Source organism: Janthinobacterium darwini (genome assembly GCF_051380905.1).
GTDB lineage: Bacteria > Pseudomonadota > Gammaproteobacteria > Burkholderiales > Burkholderiaceae_D > Janthinobacterium.
This window is the reverse complement of sequence record NZ_JBNYXX010000001.1, coordinates 1,356,614-1,372,281: the sequence shown is the minus strand read 5'-3', so window position 1 is coordinate 1,372,281 and position 15,668 is coordinate 1,356,614. Positions and strand designations below refer to the sequence as shown.

The 15,668-nt window shown below is 64.8% G+C and carries 9 protein-coding genes; 3 read left to right on the top strand and 6 right to left on the bottom strand.

Features of this window, described 5'->3' with window-relative positions:
* Positions 1-70: 70 nt before the first annotated feature.
* Positions 71-2,338 carry an OPT family oligopeptide transporter gene (locus tag ACQ4WZ_RS06260; protein WP_243858033.1) on the bottom strand — a complete coding sequence of 756 codons (2,268 nt, stop codon included), beginning with the start codon at positions 2,336-2,338 and terminating at the stop codon, positions 71-73.
* Positions 2,339-2,585: 247 nt separating this feature from the next.
* On the opposite strand from ACQ4WZ_RS06260, the gene ACQ4WZ_RS06255 reads away from it, so the two are divergent.
* Positions 2,586-4,865 (top strand): penicillin-binding protein 1A, encoded by a 2,280-nt coding sequence (locus ACQ4WZ_RS06255; RefSeq protein ID WP_436573861.1) that lies wholly within the window; start codon positions 2,586-2,588, stop codon positions 4,863-4,865.
* A 96-nt stretch (positions 4,866-4,961) separates the two neighbouring features.
* Here the strand turns inward: ACQ4WZ_RS06255 and ACQ4WZ_RS06250 are convergent, their stop codons facing one another.
* Entirely contained in the window at positions 4,962-5,615 is a 654-nt protein-coding gene (locus ACQ4WZ_RS06250) for a TetR/AcrR family transcriptional regulator (protein ID WP_243858032.1), read from the bottom strand.
* 364 nt (positions 5,616-5,979) lie between these two features.
* Between ACQ4WZ_RS06250 and ACQ4WZ_RS06245 the strand changes: the two genes are divergently transcribed.
* Both ACQ4WZ_RS06245 and ACQ4WZ_RS06240 read left to right on the top strand, forming a co-directional pair.
* Entirely contained in the window at positions 5,980-6,894 is a 915-nt protein-coding gene (locus ACQ4WZ_RS06245) for a lipase family alpha/beta hydrolase (RefSeq protein WP_436572836.1), read from the top strand.
* A 10-nt stretch (positions 6,895-6,904) separates the two neighbouring features.
* Positions 6,905-7,825, top strand: coding sequence for a lipase secretion chaperone (locus tag ACQ4WZ_RS06240; RefSeq protein ID WP_436572835.1), 921 nt, complete (start codon positions 6,905-6,907; stop codon positions 7,823-7,825).
* Between the two features lie 3 nt (positions 7,826-7,828).
* Here ACQ4WZ_RS06240 and ACQ4WZ_RS06235 read toward each other — a convergent pair whose 3' ends face one another.
* The 4 genes from ACQ4WZ_RS06235 to ACQ4WZ_RS06220 form a co-directional block, all read right to left on the bottom strand.
* The gene (locus tag ACQ4WZ_RS06235; RefSeq protein WP_436572834.1) at positions 7,829-10,558 is read right to left on the bottom strand and encodes an ATP-binding protein; all 2,730 of its coding nucleotides are present in this window, start codon (positions 10,556-10,558) and stop codon (positions 7,829-7,831) included.
* A gap of 99 nt (positions 10,559-10,657) precedes the next feature.
* Positions 10,658-11,707, bottom strand: coding sequence for a putative bifunctional diguanylate cyclase/phosphodiesterase (locus tag ACQ4WZ_RS06230; RefSeq protein ID WP_436572833.1), 1,050 nt, complete (start codon positions 11,705-11,707; stop codon positions 10,658-10,660).
* A complete protein-coding gene (locus ACQ4WZ_RS06225; RefSeq protein WP_436572832.1) occupies positions 11,707-13,302 on the bottom strand; it encodes a methyl-accepting chemotaxis protein in 1,596 nt (531 codons plus the stop codon). The genes ACQ4WZ_RS06230 and ACQ4WZ_RS06225 overlap by 1 nt, the downstream gene beginning before the upstream one ends.
* Before the next feature lie 343 nt (positions 13,303-13,645).
* Entirely contained in the window at positions 13,646-15,409 is a 1,764-nt protein-coding gene (locus ACQ4WZ_RS06220) for a methyl-accepting chemotaxis protein (RefSeq protein ID WP_133990743.1), read from the bottom strand.
* Positions 15,410-15,668: the final 259 nt, after the last annotated feature.

The window sequence follows — 15,668 nt, the reverse complement described above, 5'->3', positions numbered from 1 at the left end:
ATGCGCACCCATAAAAAAACCGCCCGGGTCGTTATGACACCGGGCGGTTTTCATTGGATAGGCTACAGCATCACGCCTGCGGGCTGTCCGCCTTTTTCTCTCTTGCGACGACGTACAGCAGCACGATGATGAGCGCATACGGCAGCAGTGACAGCGCGTCCGAATGCAGGCCCGCATAAAACGGGTTGCCGTGCTCGGCCCAGTCGGCCATCATCTGGTCGAAGTGCGTCAGCACGCCGGCTGTAATCGCAATGATGATGCCGGCCAGCGCGCCGCCGGCGATGTAGCCGGACGCCAGCAGCACGCCCGAACTGCGGTCGCCCGCCAGCTGGCGCTCTTCCTCGTTCAGTTTCGCGTTGTGTTCCAGCTTGTTGTTGCGGCGGTCCGCCAGCCAGCGCACCAGGCCACCGACGAAGATCGGCAAGGTCGATGACAGCGGCAGGTACACGCCCACGGAAAATGCCAGCGACGGGATGCCGGCCATTTCCAGCACCACGGCGATCATCACGCCGAACAGCACCAGGGTCCACGGCAGTTGCTGGTCGAGGATGCCCTTGATGATGTAGGACATCAGCACGGCTTTCGGCGCATCATATTTTTTCACTTCCGAGCCATCCGGACGCTTGCTGTAATGGCCATTGATGCCCGGGTCGACCAGGTAAGCCAGCTGGCCATCTTCCTTGACAAAATATTTGCCGGCCGGGCCGCCCACGGTGTCCGTCTTTTGCCAGACTTTATACGTATTGTGGTCAGTGTCGGCTTGCGGGCCATGCAGCTCGCCCGTCACGGTCAGCTTCGACGCGTCCACCGTCAGGCCAGGCGCTACTTGCGCGGCCGGCACGTAGACGGTGCTCGCCTCGTTCAGTTTCAGCAAAATCGGACCGAGAATCAGGGCGGACGACAGCGCGCCCGCCAGAATCGCATACTGCTGCAGGCGCGGCGTGGCGCCCACCAGGTAGCCGGTTTTCAAATCCTGCGACGTGGTGCCGGCATTGCTTGCGGCGATGCACACGATGGCGCCCACCGACAGGGCCGTCACATAGTAACGCCCGCCCGTCCAGCCCATGAGGAGGAAGATCAGACAGGTAAACAGCAAGGTGGCCACGGCCATGCCGGAGATCGGGTTCGACGAGGAGCCGATTTCGCCCGTCAGGCGCGAAGACACGGTGGCGAACAGGAAGCCGAAGACGAGGATCAGCAGCGCACCGAGGAAATTCATGTGCAGCGGCGTGGCGAAGGTGATCACGGCGATGATGGACAGACAGCCGATGATGACCCATTTCAGGGGGATGTCCTGGTCGGTGCGCAAGGTGGAATTGCTCTTGACGCCCTTACCGATGCCTCTCAGGCCAGCCGACAGGCTGCGCCAGATCATGGGCATGGCGCGCACCAGGGAAATCAGGCCGCCGGCGGCCACGGCGCCCGCGCCGATATACAGCACATAGGCGCTGCGCACGTCGTCGGCGCCCATTTCGCTGATCAACTTGGTACCCGGCGAGAGCACGGTGGTCAGGCTGTCGCCAAAGAACTTGATCATCGGGATCAGGAGCAGGTAAGACAGCACGCCACCGGCCGCCATGGTGGCGGCGATGCGCGGGCCGATGATGTAGCCCACGCCCAGCAACTCAGGCGAAATCTCGGCGCCGATGGAGCCGCCCTTCAGCGGCGCGGCAAATTCCACGCCCGGCGTGTCCTTCCAGCCCTTGAACGAGATATTGAAGACCTTGTACAGCAAGCCGACGGCGAAACCGCCGAAGATGATCTTGGCGCGGCGCTTGGCGTCCAGCGCGGCAGCCGAATCCTTCTCGATGCTTTCGCCGGCGGCGATGCGCGATTCTTCCGTGGCGGCCGCCTTCAGCACTTCGGCGCAAGCCGTGCCTTCGGGGAATTTGAGTTCCTTGTGCTGGTCGACGATCATGGTGCGGCGCATGGGGATCATCATCAGGATGCCCAGCAGGCCACCGAGGATACCGACCAGCATGACGCGCGAGATTTCCAGGTCGAAGCCGAGGATCAGGATGGCGGGCATGGTCACGCCCAGGCCGAAGGCCAGCGATTCGCCGGCCGAACCGGCCGTTTGCGTGATGCTGTTTTCCAGGATTGACGAATCCTTGCCGCCCACCTTCTTGGCCAGGCCGAACAGGGTGATGGCGATCACGGCGACGGGGATCGAGGCGCTGACAGTCAGGCCCACTTTCAGCACCAGGTAGAGCGAGGAAGCGCCAAAGACCATCCCCAGGATGACGCCCATGAACAGCGCGCGGAAGGTCATCTCGGGCAGCTTCGCATCGGCCGGAATATACGGCTTCACGGCGCTCGGCATTGCATCTTTTGCCATAAATAAATCCTTAATTGTATAAAATAAACAGCCCGGATTGACGCCCGGGCTATTTGCTTGAAGCCGAGACTATCGCACAGCCACGTTTCGATGAAAAGGTTTTTTGCTCCCCGTCCCTGCGCCCCGGCCGCACAGGAAGCGCCGGCGCATTGGTCTATAATCGCTGCCACCGTGCCTTGCACGCTACTGTGAGACTGCCTTGACTGCCAAACGATCAGGATTCCCCTGGCCTTCCCGCCGCGCCACCATGCGCGGCTTCATCATCGCCGGCTGCGCCGCGCTGGCCGCCGCCGTGCTGCTGGCCGCCTACCTGTTCCTGTACGTGCGCCCCCGCCTGCCCGAGCTGGGCGTCATCACCGACTACCAGCCGAAGATACCGCTGCGCGTGTACACGGCCGACAATGTGCTGATCGGCGAATTCGGCGAAGAACACCGCGACTTCGTGCCGATTGCGCAAGTGCCGGAAATGATGAATAAAGCCCTGCTGGCCATCGAGGACAGCCGCTTCTACGAACACCACGGCATCGACTTCGTGCGCGCCGGCGGCGCCGTGCTGTCGAACCTGCGCCACGGCTTCGGCCACGGCGGCGGCTCCACCATCACCATGCAGGTGGCGCGTAACTTCTTCCTGACGCGCGAAAAAGTCGCCTCGCGCAAGCTCAATGAAATCATGCTGGCCCTGAAGATCGAAGCGGCCCTGTCGAAAGAACAGATTCTCGAGCTGTACATGAACCAGATGTACCTGGGCCAGCGCTCGTTCGGCTTCGGCAGCGCGGCGCAGACGTATTTCGGCAAGCCTTTGTCCGAACTGTCGATCGCCGAAATGGCCATGCTGGCCGGCTTGCCACAAAACCCCTCGCGCCACAACCCGATCAGCAACCCGAAGAAGGCGCACGCGCGCCAGCAACTGGTGCTGAAACGCATGCGCGAACTCGATTACATCAGCGAGGGCCAGTACCAGCAGGCGCTGGCGCAGCCCCTGCATATCAACAGCCGCGGCAAGCAGGGTTTTGATACGCACGCCGAATACGTGGCCGAACTGGCGCGCCAGGCCGTGTACGCGCAGTTCAAGGAAGACAGCTATACCAAGGGCATCAGCGTCTACACGACCATCCTGAAAGCAGACCAGGACGCGGCTTACGCCTCGACGCGCCGCAACGTCATCGCCTACGACCAGCGCCACGGCTACCGCGGCCCGGAAACCTTCATCGACATGCCGGCTGACCCCGAGCAGCGCGACGACGCCATCGATGCTGCACTGCAAAAACGCCCGGACAGCGACGGTTTGATCGCCGCCGTCGTCACGGAAGTCGGCAGCGGCAAGGTGGTGGCCGACACGGGCGACGGCGACGCCAAGGCCATCACGGGCGAAGGCTTGCGCTTTGCCGCCCCCGCGCTGTCGGCCAAGGCGAGCGCAGGCATCAAGCTGCGCCCGGGCGCCATCATCCGCATCACCAGGGACGGCAAAGGCCATTGGTCCATCACGCAAGTGCCGCTGGTGGCCGCCGCCTTCGTCTCGCTGGACGCGGACACGGGCGCCTACCACGCCATGGTGGGCGGCTTCGACTACAACCTGCAGAAGTTCAACCACGTCACGCAGGCCTGGCGCCAGCCCGGTTCGGGCATGAAGCCCTTCGTGTATTCGGCGGCGCTGGAAAAAGGCTTTTCGCCGGCCACCCTGATCAACGACGTGCCACTGGAAATGCAGGCGGGCGGCAAGGTGTGGGCGCCGCAGAACGACGACTTCAAGTTCGACGGCCCCATCACCATGCGCTACGCGCTGGCGCAATCGAAGAACGTGGCCTCGGTGCGCATCCTGCGCGCGCTGGGCGTGTCATACACGCACGATTTCCTGGAAAAATTCGGCTTCGACCCGGCCCGCCAACCCAGCAATCTCACCATGGCGCTGGGTACGGGTTCCGTCACTCCCGTGCAGATGGCGGGCGCCTACGCCCTGTTCGCCAATGGCGGCCACCAGGTGGAGCCGTATCTGATTGACCGCATCGTCGACGCCAAGGGCACGGTATTGATGCAAACCAAACCGCCTGTCCCGAACGACGACAAGACCCTGGCACTGGACCCGCGCAACGCCTTCGTCATGGACAGCATGCTGCGCGAAGTGGCCCGCACCGGGACGGGCGCGGCGGCGACGAAAAAACTGGGGCGCAGCGACATCGCCGGCAAGACGGGCACCACCAGCGACGCCGTCGACGGCTGGTTCGCCGGCTACGGCGGTGGCATCGTGGCCGTGGCGTGGATGGGCTATGACGAGCCGAAATCGCTGGGCGAACGCGAATTCGGCTCGACCCTGGCCATGCCGATCTGGATCGACTACATGCGCACCGCGCTCTCCACGCGTCCACAATTGACGCGCGCCGTGCCGGCAGGCCTGAGCCAGGTCGATGGCGAGTGGCTATACGACGAGTTCATCGACATGAATGGCGTCAAGACGCTGGATATGGATGTGGAGACGCCGACGGACCCGGCGGCAGTGCCGGAGACGCTACCCATAGAAACCACGAACTGATGAACCCGTAGGTCGGGTTAGCCGGCACGGCGTAACCCGACATGAGCCGCCGTCCGCGCGTGTCGGATTACGCGACGCTAATCCGACCTACCTCACCTACGTCTTGACCATGCTCAGATACCCGCGCACCGTACTGACGACGCTATCGGCAAAATCGTCGACATTGACCTTCGCCGCGCGGTACTTCCAGCGCTTCACGTACCAGTCCTGGAACAGGGCCAGGCAGTGGGCGGCCAGCAAGGTGGGGTCGCCCTGCGGCTCCGGCTCGATTTCCCCGATGGTGGCGGCGATCAGCGTCTGCACATACAGTTCCGAATTCTTCGCCATGCTGCGCTGCTCTACCTGCAGCACGCGCGAATCCATGAAGACAAAATAAAACCACGGCTGCAGCACTTCGGACAGGTAGATCGACGAGCGTATCATCGCCTCGAGCCGGTCCAGCGGCGACTTCACGTCCGCAAACAGCAGCGGCAAGGCTTGCGTGGCGTGGCGCACCACGTCCTCGATCATTTCGGCCAGTTGATCCTTGCTGGTGATGTAGCCATACAGGCCGCCCATCGACAGCCCGGTCTCGCGGCACAGGTCGCGCAAGCTCATGGCGCGGAAGCCCACGTCATTGGCCAGACGGAAGGTGGCGACGAAGATGCGTTCGAGATTTTCCAGCGCCGGCTTGCGGCGCTTGACGCCGATACGTTCCGCGTGGCGGTCAAGAATATATTCCCAGATGTTTTCGCCATTTAAAGGCGTCATCTGCTGAAACTGTTCAAAATTAAAATGGGTCGACAAGTGCATTCCCAAGTAGCGGTGTAAGAGCGATATCTATGCAATGCCTGGACACGGCATTGCAAGACGGCGGGACGGCTGATGCCGGGCCGATTATAGCTCAGGAAAACAACTATTTTACTTTTCAACTATGCAATGGGTGCATAAGCAACGCCAAATTCCCACAGTTATTGCGCTGCATCATGCAATTTAAATCCAGCGGTGTTACATTCAAAAAACCGAGCGCTCGCTATATTTAATGCATCGATAGAATGTGAAGGAGCACACGGGTAATCGCTACAGCATCGACATTTCCACTATTAATCGAGTATTAATACATAACGGAGACAAAATGAAGACTCGCTTTTGGCAACTGCTATCCACCCTTCTGCTTTCCCTCGCCATCCTGCCCGGCAGCGCCAGCGCCGCCGGCTACACGCAAACGAAGTACCCGATCGTGCTGGTGCACGGACTGTTCGGCTTCGACAAGCTCGGTCCCGTCGAATATTTTTATGGCGTCCCCGCCGCCCTGCGCAGCGGCGGTGCGCAAGTGTATGTGACCACCGTGTCGGCCGCCAACAGCACGGAAGTGCGCGGCGAGCAGCTACTGTCGCAGGTGCGGCAAATCCTCGCCGCCACGGGGGCAAGCAAAGTCAATTTGATCGGCCATAGCCACGGCGGCCCCACGGCCCGCTATGTCGCTTCCGTGCGGCCCGACCTGGTGGCATCCGTCACCAGCGTGGCCGGCGTCAACAAGGGTTCCAGGGTGGCAGATATCCTCAGCGGCGCCATTCCCAACACCAGCGGCGCGCTGGGCAATGCACTCGCCTCCCTGATCGGCATTTTGTCGGGCAACAAGGGACTGCCGCAAAACGCGGGCGCCTCGCTGACCTCCCTGTCCACGGCCGGCTCACTGGCCTTCAACAGCCGACACCCGCAAGGCATCCCGACCACCGCCTGCGGTGAAGGCGCCTACCAGGTGCAAGGCGTGTACTACTTTTCGTGGAGCGGCGCGCAACCGTATACGAATCTGCTCGACGTGGGCGACCCTGCCCTGGCGGCCATCAGCCTGGCCTTCGGCGGCGTCAAGAACGATGGCCTGGTCAGCAGCTGCTCCAGCCACCTGGGCAAGGTGATCCGCGACGACTACGCCATGAACCACCTCGATGAAGTCAACCAGTTCGTCGGCATCGTCAACCTGTTCGAAACGAACCCCGTCACCGTCTTCCGCCAGCAAGCCAACCGCCTGCAAGGCCTGGGACTGTAAGGAGATGCGCATGCACGCGAAATGGATCATCGGCGGCAGCCTGGCAGCCCTGGCCCTGTACCTGGTGCTGCGCCCGGGCGAGCCGCCCGCCCCGCCACAGGAAAAGCCGGAAGCGGACCTGTTCGCGTTCGTGCGCTCGATGCAAGGCACGCGGCCCGACGGCAACGTGACGGTGGCCGCCGGCGACAAGCTGGTGGTCGACGCGGAACTGGGCCACCTGTTCGACTACTACCTGGCGGGGCTCGGTGAAAAACCGCTGGCGGCCATCCGCAGCCAGATCGAGGCGGAACTGGACAAGCGCCTGGCGCCCGTCCCCGCCCGCGAAGCCAAGCGCCTGCTGGATGCCTGGCTGGCCTACAAACAGGCGCTGGCTGGCGCGGAACAAGCCTTGCCGGCGCAAGCCGATGCGGCCCTGGCGGCGCGCGCACGCCTGCAGGCGATGCGCGCGCTGCGCGGCAATTATTTTACGCCCGAGGAAAGCGCGGGGCTGTTCGGTGCCAGCGATGCGTATGACGACGATGCCGTGGCACGCATGGCCATCCTGGGCGATGCGGGCCTGGACGAAGCACAGCGCCAGGCGCAATTGGCGGCGCTGGATCAAAAAATGTCGCCGGCCCAGCGCGCCGCGCGCGATGCCCCGCTGCAGGTGGCCCAACTGGACGCCTCCGTCAAAACCCTGCGGGCACAGGGCGCCGGCGAGAATGAAGTCTATCGCCTGCGCGCCAGCACCTTCACGCCGGCAGCGGCGGCGCGCCTGGCGGAACTGGACCGCGAGGAATCACAGTGGCAGCAGCGCATCATCGCCTATCAGGCGCAGAAGGCGCAGCTGGCCAGCCTGCCCGGCGGCGCGCAGGATGCGGCAGCCCTGCAGCAGCTGCGCGACGCCAGCTTCACGCCGGAAGAACAGCGCCGGCTGGGCGCCTACGAATAGCCATCAGGCAAGCTGCACCAGCAAAGCCGCAGCCGCCATCACGTCCGTGGTTTCGCGCCCCTGCCGGTAGCCGGCATGGACAGGGGCCAGAACGGCGTGCGCGGCGGCGCGGCGTCCTTGCACCAGCAGCACGGTCGCCAGGCTGGTGGCGCAGCGCAGTTCCCAGCCTGGCGCCTGCTGGCCTCTGGCCAGTTGCAACGCCTCTTCCAGCTGCACCCGTACGGTTTCCAGGCCGAGCGCATCGCCTTGCGCCAGCGCCCGCCAGCGGTGGTGCGCATCGCGGCGCAGCACTTCCGGCGCACTCCACGGCGCCACACCCATGCGCGCGCGCCGCAGCGCCTGGCTATCGGCGGCGGCGTCGTGCAGGGTGGCCATCAAATCGATTTGTATAGGCCAGCTGCGCACCGAGGGCCAGGGAAACTCCGTCATCGCCTCGCCCGCATCGAGCAGGCGCTGGTAGGCGGCACCCCAGGCGCTCCAGTACAGCAGGCCATATCGGGCAGCATGCTCGCACAGCAGGCAAGTCCAGGCATGCGCCAGTCCCCGCTGCCCGCACCACAGGGCGACGGGGATGGCATTGATGGCCAGCGCCACGCACAGTGTGACACGATTGTGCTCGAATCCCACCGTCACCGCCTCGCGCGCCAGCGCCAGCGCATCGTCGGGACGGCCCTGCATCCACAGGCAGCGCGCCAGCGTGCCGCGCAGGCAGACCTGGTGATCGGCCAGCAAGGCATTGTTGAAGCCAAGCTGGCCGGCGCCCTCGGGGTGCGCCAGCACCATGCGCGCCAGTGCCGCCGACTGCGCGTAGCGCCCCCGCAAATACTCGCCCGCCGAGCGCATGCGCGCCAGCACCAGCCGCATCGCCGTGTCGTCGCGCGCTGCGCACAGGGCGGTAAGCTGGACCACGTAATTGTCGGCGCCCTGGAAATCGGCCATCTTCAGGCTGCAGATCCACATGCCGCAAATCGCCTCGGCGCGGCGGTTGTCGTCGTCCGTGCGCATGGCCAGCGCATAGCCGCGCTGGAAGGAACGCAGCATGGTGCCGGTGACGCCCTGCGTATGCAGCAGCAGGTGCGCCAGCGAGGCATGCAGCTGCATCTCGCTGTCGGGATCCTCCATCGCATGCGTGGCCATGCATTCTAGCGCCCGCTCGACGCGCACGCGGTATTCATCCATCAGCGACAGCTGATAGAACAGGGTTTGCGCCGCCAGGGTCAGGGCCACGCCCAGCGCCACGTCACCGTCCTCGCCGAAGGCCCAGTCGATGGCTGCGCGCAGGTCATCGACATGGCGGCCGTAGCGCGCGCTCCAGTGCTCCGGGGCCATGCTTTCCCAGTCGGCGGCGATGCGTCCGGCCAGGCCCAGGCAATGGCGTGCATGGCGCAGCAGCACGGCGCCCGCGCCCCCGCTCGCCGACAGCTGGGCCGCAGCGTAGGCGCGCGTGGTGTCGAGCAGCCGGTAATACACGTGCTGGCGGAAAAATTCGATGCTGACGAGGGACTTGGCCGCCAGGTCGGCCACCGTGTCGAAAACCTCGCAGCCCACCACGGCGCTGGCCGACTCCAGGCGGAACCGGCTCCTGAACACGCTCAGCGCCTGCAGCACCTGACGCTCCTGCGCATCGAGCAAGCCGTAGCTCCAGTCCAGGGTGGCGCGCAGAGTCTGGTGACGCAAGGGCATGTTGCGCGCGCCGCGCGTCAGCAAGCGAAAGCGGTCATCGAGCTGGCGGCGCAATTCGTGCAAGCCGAAATGGCCGATGCGCCCGGCCGCGAGCTCCAGCGCCAGCGGGATGCCGTCGAGCCGCCGGCAGATATCCACCACCACAGGCACATCGGCGTCGGCCAGCATGAAGGCATCGTCGAAGGCCGCGCAGCGTTCGCAAAACAGCTGCACCGCCGCGAAATGGCGCGCCGCAGTCACATCGGGCACGGCATCGTCCGGCGGCAATTCCAGCGCGGGCAGGCGCAGCAACTGTTCGCTGGAGATGCGCAGCGGCTCGCGGCTGGTGGCCAGCACGTGCAGCAGCGGTGCGCCCTTGAGCAAGGCATCGGCCAGCGTGGCGGCCGCGCCGATCACGTGCTCGCAGTTATCGAGCACGATCAGCATGTGGCGCGGGCGCAGGTAGGCCAACAGGGCCGGCATGGCGTCGCCGGCCGGCACCGCCACTCCCAGCGCCGTGGCCAGCGCCAGCGGCACCAGGCGGCCTTCGTCCAGCGGAGACAGGTCGACGAAACACACGCCGTCGGCATAGCGGCGCAGCACGCGCATGGCCAGGACGACGGCCAAGGTGGTCTTGCCGATGCCACCGGGGCCGGCAATGCACAGCAGGCGCAATTGCAGCAACTGGTTGGACATCGTTTGCAGCGCCTCGGCGCGGCCCAGCATGCGCGTCAGCATGACGGGCAGGTTATGCCACGGCTCCACGCCAGCCGTACCGGACTCCGGCCGGCCCGTGTGTGTCAGCGGCGCCAGGAAGCCGTAGCCGCGCCCGGGGATGGTGGTGATGTAGCGCTGGCCATCACGGCCATCGCCGAGCGCCTTGCGCAGCGCCGCCAGGTGCACGCGCAAGGTCGCGTCATCCACCACGGCATGGGGCCAGACGATGTTCACCAGTTCATGCTTGTCGACGATGTCGCCGGCGCGCTCCAGCAAGGCCAGCAGCAAGTCCATGGCCCTGCTGCCCAGGCGCAGCGCGCGGTCGCCCTCGAACAGCAGGCGTTCTAGCGGCAAAAGGCGAAACGGACCGAATACATAGGCCGGGACGGGACTGTTTATCATTCTTGCGTGGGGGAGAAAGTGGTCAAGCATGCGGCTGGCAGTGACCATATTTTACTGAGCATCCGCGCCACGCCGCATGGCGCCATGTTGCGGCGCTGTTACACGGCAGGCCGGCGCGCCAGCGGCCAGCAGCGCGGCCACGTCGGCCGCAGGTGCCGGGCGGTGCAGGTAAAAGCCCTGAACCTGGGGGCAGCCCAGGCGCCGCAGCTGCGCCAGCTGTTCGCCGTTTTCCACGCCCTCGGCCAGCACCTGCAAGCCCAGGCCGCGCGCCATTGCAATCGTCGAGGCGACGATCACAGCATCGCAGCCACTGCTCCCCAGGTCGCGGATGAAGCAGCGGTCGATCTTGATGGTTTGAATCGGCAGCATCCTGACATGGCTCAATCCCGAATGACCGGTGCCATAGTCGTCGAGCGAAATGACCAGGCCCAGCGCGCGCAGGCGGCATAGCACCTGCGTTGCCTGCGCCATGTCGTCGATGCAGCAGCTTTCCGTCACTTCCAGCTCCAGCAGGGCGGGAGGAATGGCGTGCCGCTGCAGGCAGCGCAGTACAAAATCGGGCAAGTGCGGCTGGCACAGCTGGCGCGCAGAGACATTCACCGCGACAGGCACCAGAGGCAGGCCCGCCACGCGCCACTGCGCCAGCTGGCGGCAGGCGGCATCGATGCCCCAGTTGCCCAGTGCGGCGATGGCGTCGGTCTGCTCGGCCAGGCCGATGAAGGCGTTCGGGTAGATCAGGCCATGGTGCGGATGATCCCAGCGCAGCAGCGCTTCCAGGCCGACCAGGCGCAGTTGCGCCGTATCGAACTTGCCTTGGTAGTGGAAGCAGAATTCGCCGTCGACGATGGCGCTGTCCAGGCGCGCCTGCAGCTCGCTGTTGCGCGCCGATGCGGGGGCTGTGCCGCCTTGCCCCAGCAGCAACCGGCGCCGCGCCCACCACAGCATGGCGCAGCCCAGCGCCAGCGACATCAACGCCACCTGCGCTACATGCCGCAATGGCGCGCCGTCCAGCCAGATGCCCAGCGGCAGGCAGGCGGCCAGCGCACAGCACAGCAGCGCCCGCGCGCGCGGGCCGCGCCTGAACCTTGCCAGGCGCGCCACTAGGCCAGCAGGCGCGGCACGGCCCGCGCAGGGCGACCCGCCAGAACCGCCGGCCCCTGCTGCAGGCGAAACACGCTGACCACCTGCAGCAGCTTTGCCGCCTCGCCTTCCAGCGATTGCGATGCCGCCGCCGCTTCCTCCACCAGGGCGGCGTTCTGCTGCGTCACTTCATCCATCTGCAGCACCGCCTGGCTGACCTGGCCGATGCCCGTGCTTTGCTCGGCGCTGGCAGCCGTGATGTCGGCCACCATCTGGCTGACCCGGCCCACGGCGGCCACCACGTCCTGCATGGTGGCGCCGGCCCGCGCGACCAGGGCGGCGCCTGCGTCAACCTGCTGGGTGGAATTGGCGATCAGGGCACGGATATCGCGCGCCGCCGCCGCGCTGCGCTGTGCCAGGTTGCGTACTTCCGTCGCCACGACGGCAAAGCCGCGCCCCTGCTCGCCCGCGCGCGCCGCTTCCACGGCCGCATTCAGGGCCAGGATATTCGTCTGGAAGGCTAGCATGTCGATTACGCCGATGATGTCGGCAATCTGCGCCGACGACGCGCTGATGGCGTCCATGGTATGGATCACCTGCCCCACGGCCTGCCCGCCGGCGCCGGCGATGTTCGCCGCCTCGATGGCCAGCACGCTGGCATGGCGCGCATTGTCCGCGTTCTGCTGCACGGTGGAGCTCAGTTCCTCCATGGCCGACGCCGTCTGTTCGAGCGCGCTGGCCTGCTCCTCGGTGCGCGACGACAAGTCGATATTGCCGGCCGCGATCTGCGACGATGCGGTGGCGATGGTGTCCGTGCCGCTGCGCACCTGCTGCACGATCTCGAGCAGGTTGCCGTTCATGATGCACAGCGCGTCGAGCAGCTTGCCCGTTTCATCGCCGCCGTGACTACCGAAAGTCGATGTCAGGTCGCCTGCGGCCACGGTCTGCGCCACTGTCAATGCGTGCAGCAGCGGCTTGACGATGCTGCGCGTGACCAGCCAGGCGGTGACGAGCGAGAACAGCACGGCCAGCGCGCTCAGCGCCAGCATCATGTTGCGCGCCGTGGCGTATTCCGCGTCCACCTGGGCGCCCGCCTCCTCCATCAGCTCATGCTGGTGCGTGATCAGGTTTTCCAGCGCCGCCATGTAGCGCAGCTGCTCGCCGCGCACCGCGCCGAGCAGCAAACTGGCCGCTTCGTCGCGCGCGCCCTCTTCCAGCAGGGCCAGCACCTTGTCGCGCCCGCCGTTGAAGGCGGCGCGCGCCTGGGTCACGGCCGCCATCAGTTGGCGGCCCTGTGGCGACAGCACCACCTTGTCCAGCTGCGCCAGTTCCTTTTCCGTTTCGGCGCCAGCCCGGGCGATGGTGGCGCGCTCCTGCGCCAGCTGCTGCGGCTCGCTCATCAAGAGCAGGTTGCGCGAGGAGCGCGCGATGATGTTGACATTCTTGATGATGTCGTTCGCCAGCACGGTTTTCGGATATTTATCATCGATCACGTCGCGCATGCGCTGTTCCAGGCTCGACAGACGCAGCATGCCCAGCGCGGCGGTCGCCAGCAGCAGCAAGGTCAACAACGCAAAGGAGCAGCGCAGGCGCGTGCCGATTTTCATATTTGCCATCTATTCGCATCCTTCAGTGTGGTGCATCGGCCATCGCGCCGGACTCGCATGCAAGGCTGACGGCAATGGCTGCCGCCTGCCACGAATGGCCGGACGCAACAGGCGAAGGGGGCAGCCGGGATGTGGCCGAGGCGGGAACAAGGGGTGGTACGGCAGGCAGTGTGAGTTATCTCACAAGCAATGTCGCGTTAAGTTTTGAAAAGATTTGCTTAGATAGCAAAACAGCTATTTATGTAACGCTGTTTTTTTAGTAAGTAGTAACCGCAGTGCACGCATGGGCACGCAGGCAAAAACGGCCGCGCAGGGCGGCCGTCCGGAAGCGCATGCTGGCGCCGTCAATCCATCAGAACACTTCCCACTCGTCGTCGCGCGGCGCGCTGTGGCGCGAGGACGGTACGGCGTGCAGGGCCGGGCGGCCCGCGGCAGGTCGCGATGGCGGACGCGGTGCCGGCCGCTTCGGTACGGCGCTGGCCATCACGGCGCGCGGCGCGGGCGCCTTCGTGCGGGCGGCGGGCGCCTGTGCGCCATCGAGCTTGAAGACGCTGACCACACCAGCCAGCTGGCCCGACTGCTCCTGCAAGGATTCGGCTGCGGCGGCCGCCTCTTCCACCAGGGCCGCATTTTGCTGCGTCACCTGGTCCATCTGGCCGATGGCTTGGTTGATTTGGTCGATGCCCGAGCTTTGCTCCTGCGTCGCCAGGCTGATTTCCGCCATGATGTCCGTCACGCGCTGCACGCTGGAGACGATTTCGGCCATCGTGCTGCCCGCCTCGGCCACCAGCTTGCTGCCAGCGTCGACCGCCACCACGGAGTCGCCGATCAGGGTCTTGATTTCCTTGGCCGCCGCCGCCGAGCGTTGCGCCAGGTTGCGCACTTCTGTCGCCACCACGGCGAAACCGCGTCCCTGCTCGCCCGCGCGCGCCGCTTCCACGGCCGCATTCAGGGCCAGAATATTCGTCTGGAAGGCGATGCCGTCGATGACGGAAATGATGTCGACGATCTTGCGCGAGGAATCGTTGATGGCCTCCATGGTCTCGACGACCTTGCCCACCACCTCACCGCCCTTCACGGCGACGCCGGAAGCGCTCAGCGCCAGCTGGTTGGCCTGCTGGGCATTGTCGGCGTTCTGCCGCACGGTGGAGGTCAGCTCCTCCATCGACGATGCCGTCTCTTCCAGCGAGCTGGCCTGCTCTTCCGTGCGCGAGGACAGGTCCAGGTTGCCGCTGGCAATTTCCGACGACGCCGTGGCGATGGTCTCCGTACCGCTGCGCACCTGGCCGACGATGTTGACCAGGCTGGAATTCATGTCTTTCAGCGCCTGCAGCAGCTGGCCCGTTTCTTCCGTCGTGTGCACCTCGATGTGGCTGGTCAGGTCGCCCGAGGCCACCGTTTGCGCCACTTTCACGGCCGAATTGATCGGCTGCGTGATGGCGCGCGTGATGTAGGCGGCGCAGCCGATGCCCAGTGCCGACGCCAGCAAGCCCAGAAGCAGCATCAGGCTTTCCGAACGCACCACGGCAGCGCTGCCATCCTTGACGCTGGCATCGGCCACGCCGTTATTGAGCTTGATGATCTCATTGAGGGTGGCTTCGGCCTTGCCGAACAGGCTGCGCGAATCCAGATACTGCTTGTAGAACGCCACGAACAGGGTCTTTTGCTGCTGCTCGTCGCGATTGTCGGCCAGCTGGCGCAAGATGGCGCGCACCCTGTCGTCGTCCGCCTTCCAGGCCGTCCACTCGCCCTGGAAGCGCTTCCACAGCACGGCTTCCTCCGGCGTCTGCGGCAACGGCTCGTACAGCTTGCGGCCCGCCTCGATATTGCTCCAGGCCTTGGTGCGCAGCTGCAGCGCTTCCGCGAACTTGTCTTGCGCCTGGTAATTGTTTTCATAGATGGCGGCCGTCAGGGTGGCGGCCGCGACGGCCGTCTGGCCTTCGCTGATCATCATCAAGCCCTGGATCGACGGCAGGCGCACCACGCCAATTTCATTGACGGCGGTGCCGACGGTGGCGATACCCGTGTAACCGCAGATGCCCACCACCAGCAAGGCCGCCATCATCACGGCGACGAGCGTCGCCAGCTTCCATTTGATCAGTAAATTCTTAAACATGGCTAGGTCCTTTATAAAGTCACGACGACTGCTGGCGAGGTTCGGGCTGGCATGTTCGAGTAAAACAGCTGACACTTGTATAAAGGTGGCGGGGATGGGGCGTACGCTTCGTTACAATTGGCGAGAATTCATAAGTGGAAGCATAGAGGAAAAATATGTTTCTGGCTGATACATACTTGATACAAAACAAGATTTATTTCTTTACTGTGGCGCGTATTGCACAGCGGTCAGAAAAAATGGCCTGGCGCCCAGCTTTGGT

Bases quoted from the DNA above. Each gene is read 5' to 3' on its own strand.
- ACQ4WZ_RS06260 (WP_243858033.1), bottom strand. From the start codon at position 2,338: ATGGCAAAAGATGCAATGCCGAGCGCCGTGAAGCCGTATATTCCGGCC.
- ACQ4WZ_RS06255 (WP_436573861.1), top strand. From the start codon at position 2,586: ATGCGCGGCTTCATCATCGCCGGCTGCGCCGCGCTGGCCGCCGCCGTG.
- ACQ4WZ_RS06250 (WP_243858032.1), bottom strand. From the start codon at position 5,615: ATGACGCCTTTAAATGGCGAAAACATCTGGGAATATATTCTTGACCGC.
- ACQ4WZ_RS06245 (WP_436572836.1), top strand. From the start codon at position 5,980: ATGAAGACTCGCTTTTGGCAACTGCTATCCACCCTTCTGCTTTCCCTC.
- ACQ4WZ_RS06240 (WP_436572835.1), top strand. From the start codon at position 6,905: ATGCACGCGAAATGGATCATCGGCGGCAGCCTGGCAGCCCTGGCCCTG.
- ACQ4WZ_RS06225 (WP_436572832.1), bottom strand. From the start codon at position 13,302: ATGGCAAATATGAAAATCGGCACGCGCCTGCGCTGCTCCTTTGCGTTG.
- ACQ4WZ_RS06220 (WP_133990743.1), bottom strand. From the start codon at position 15,409: ATGTTTAAGAATTTACTGATCAAATGGAAGCTGGCGACGCTCGTCGCC.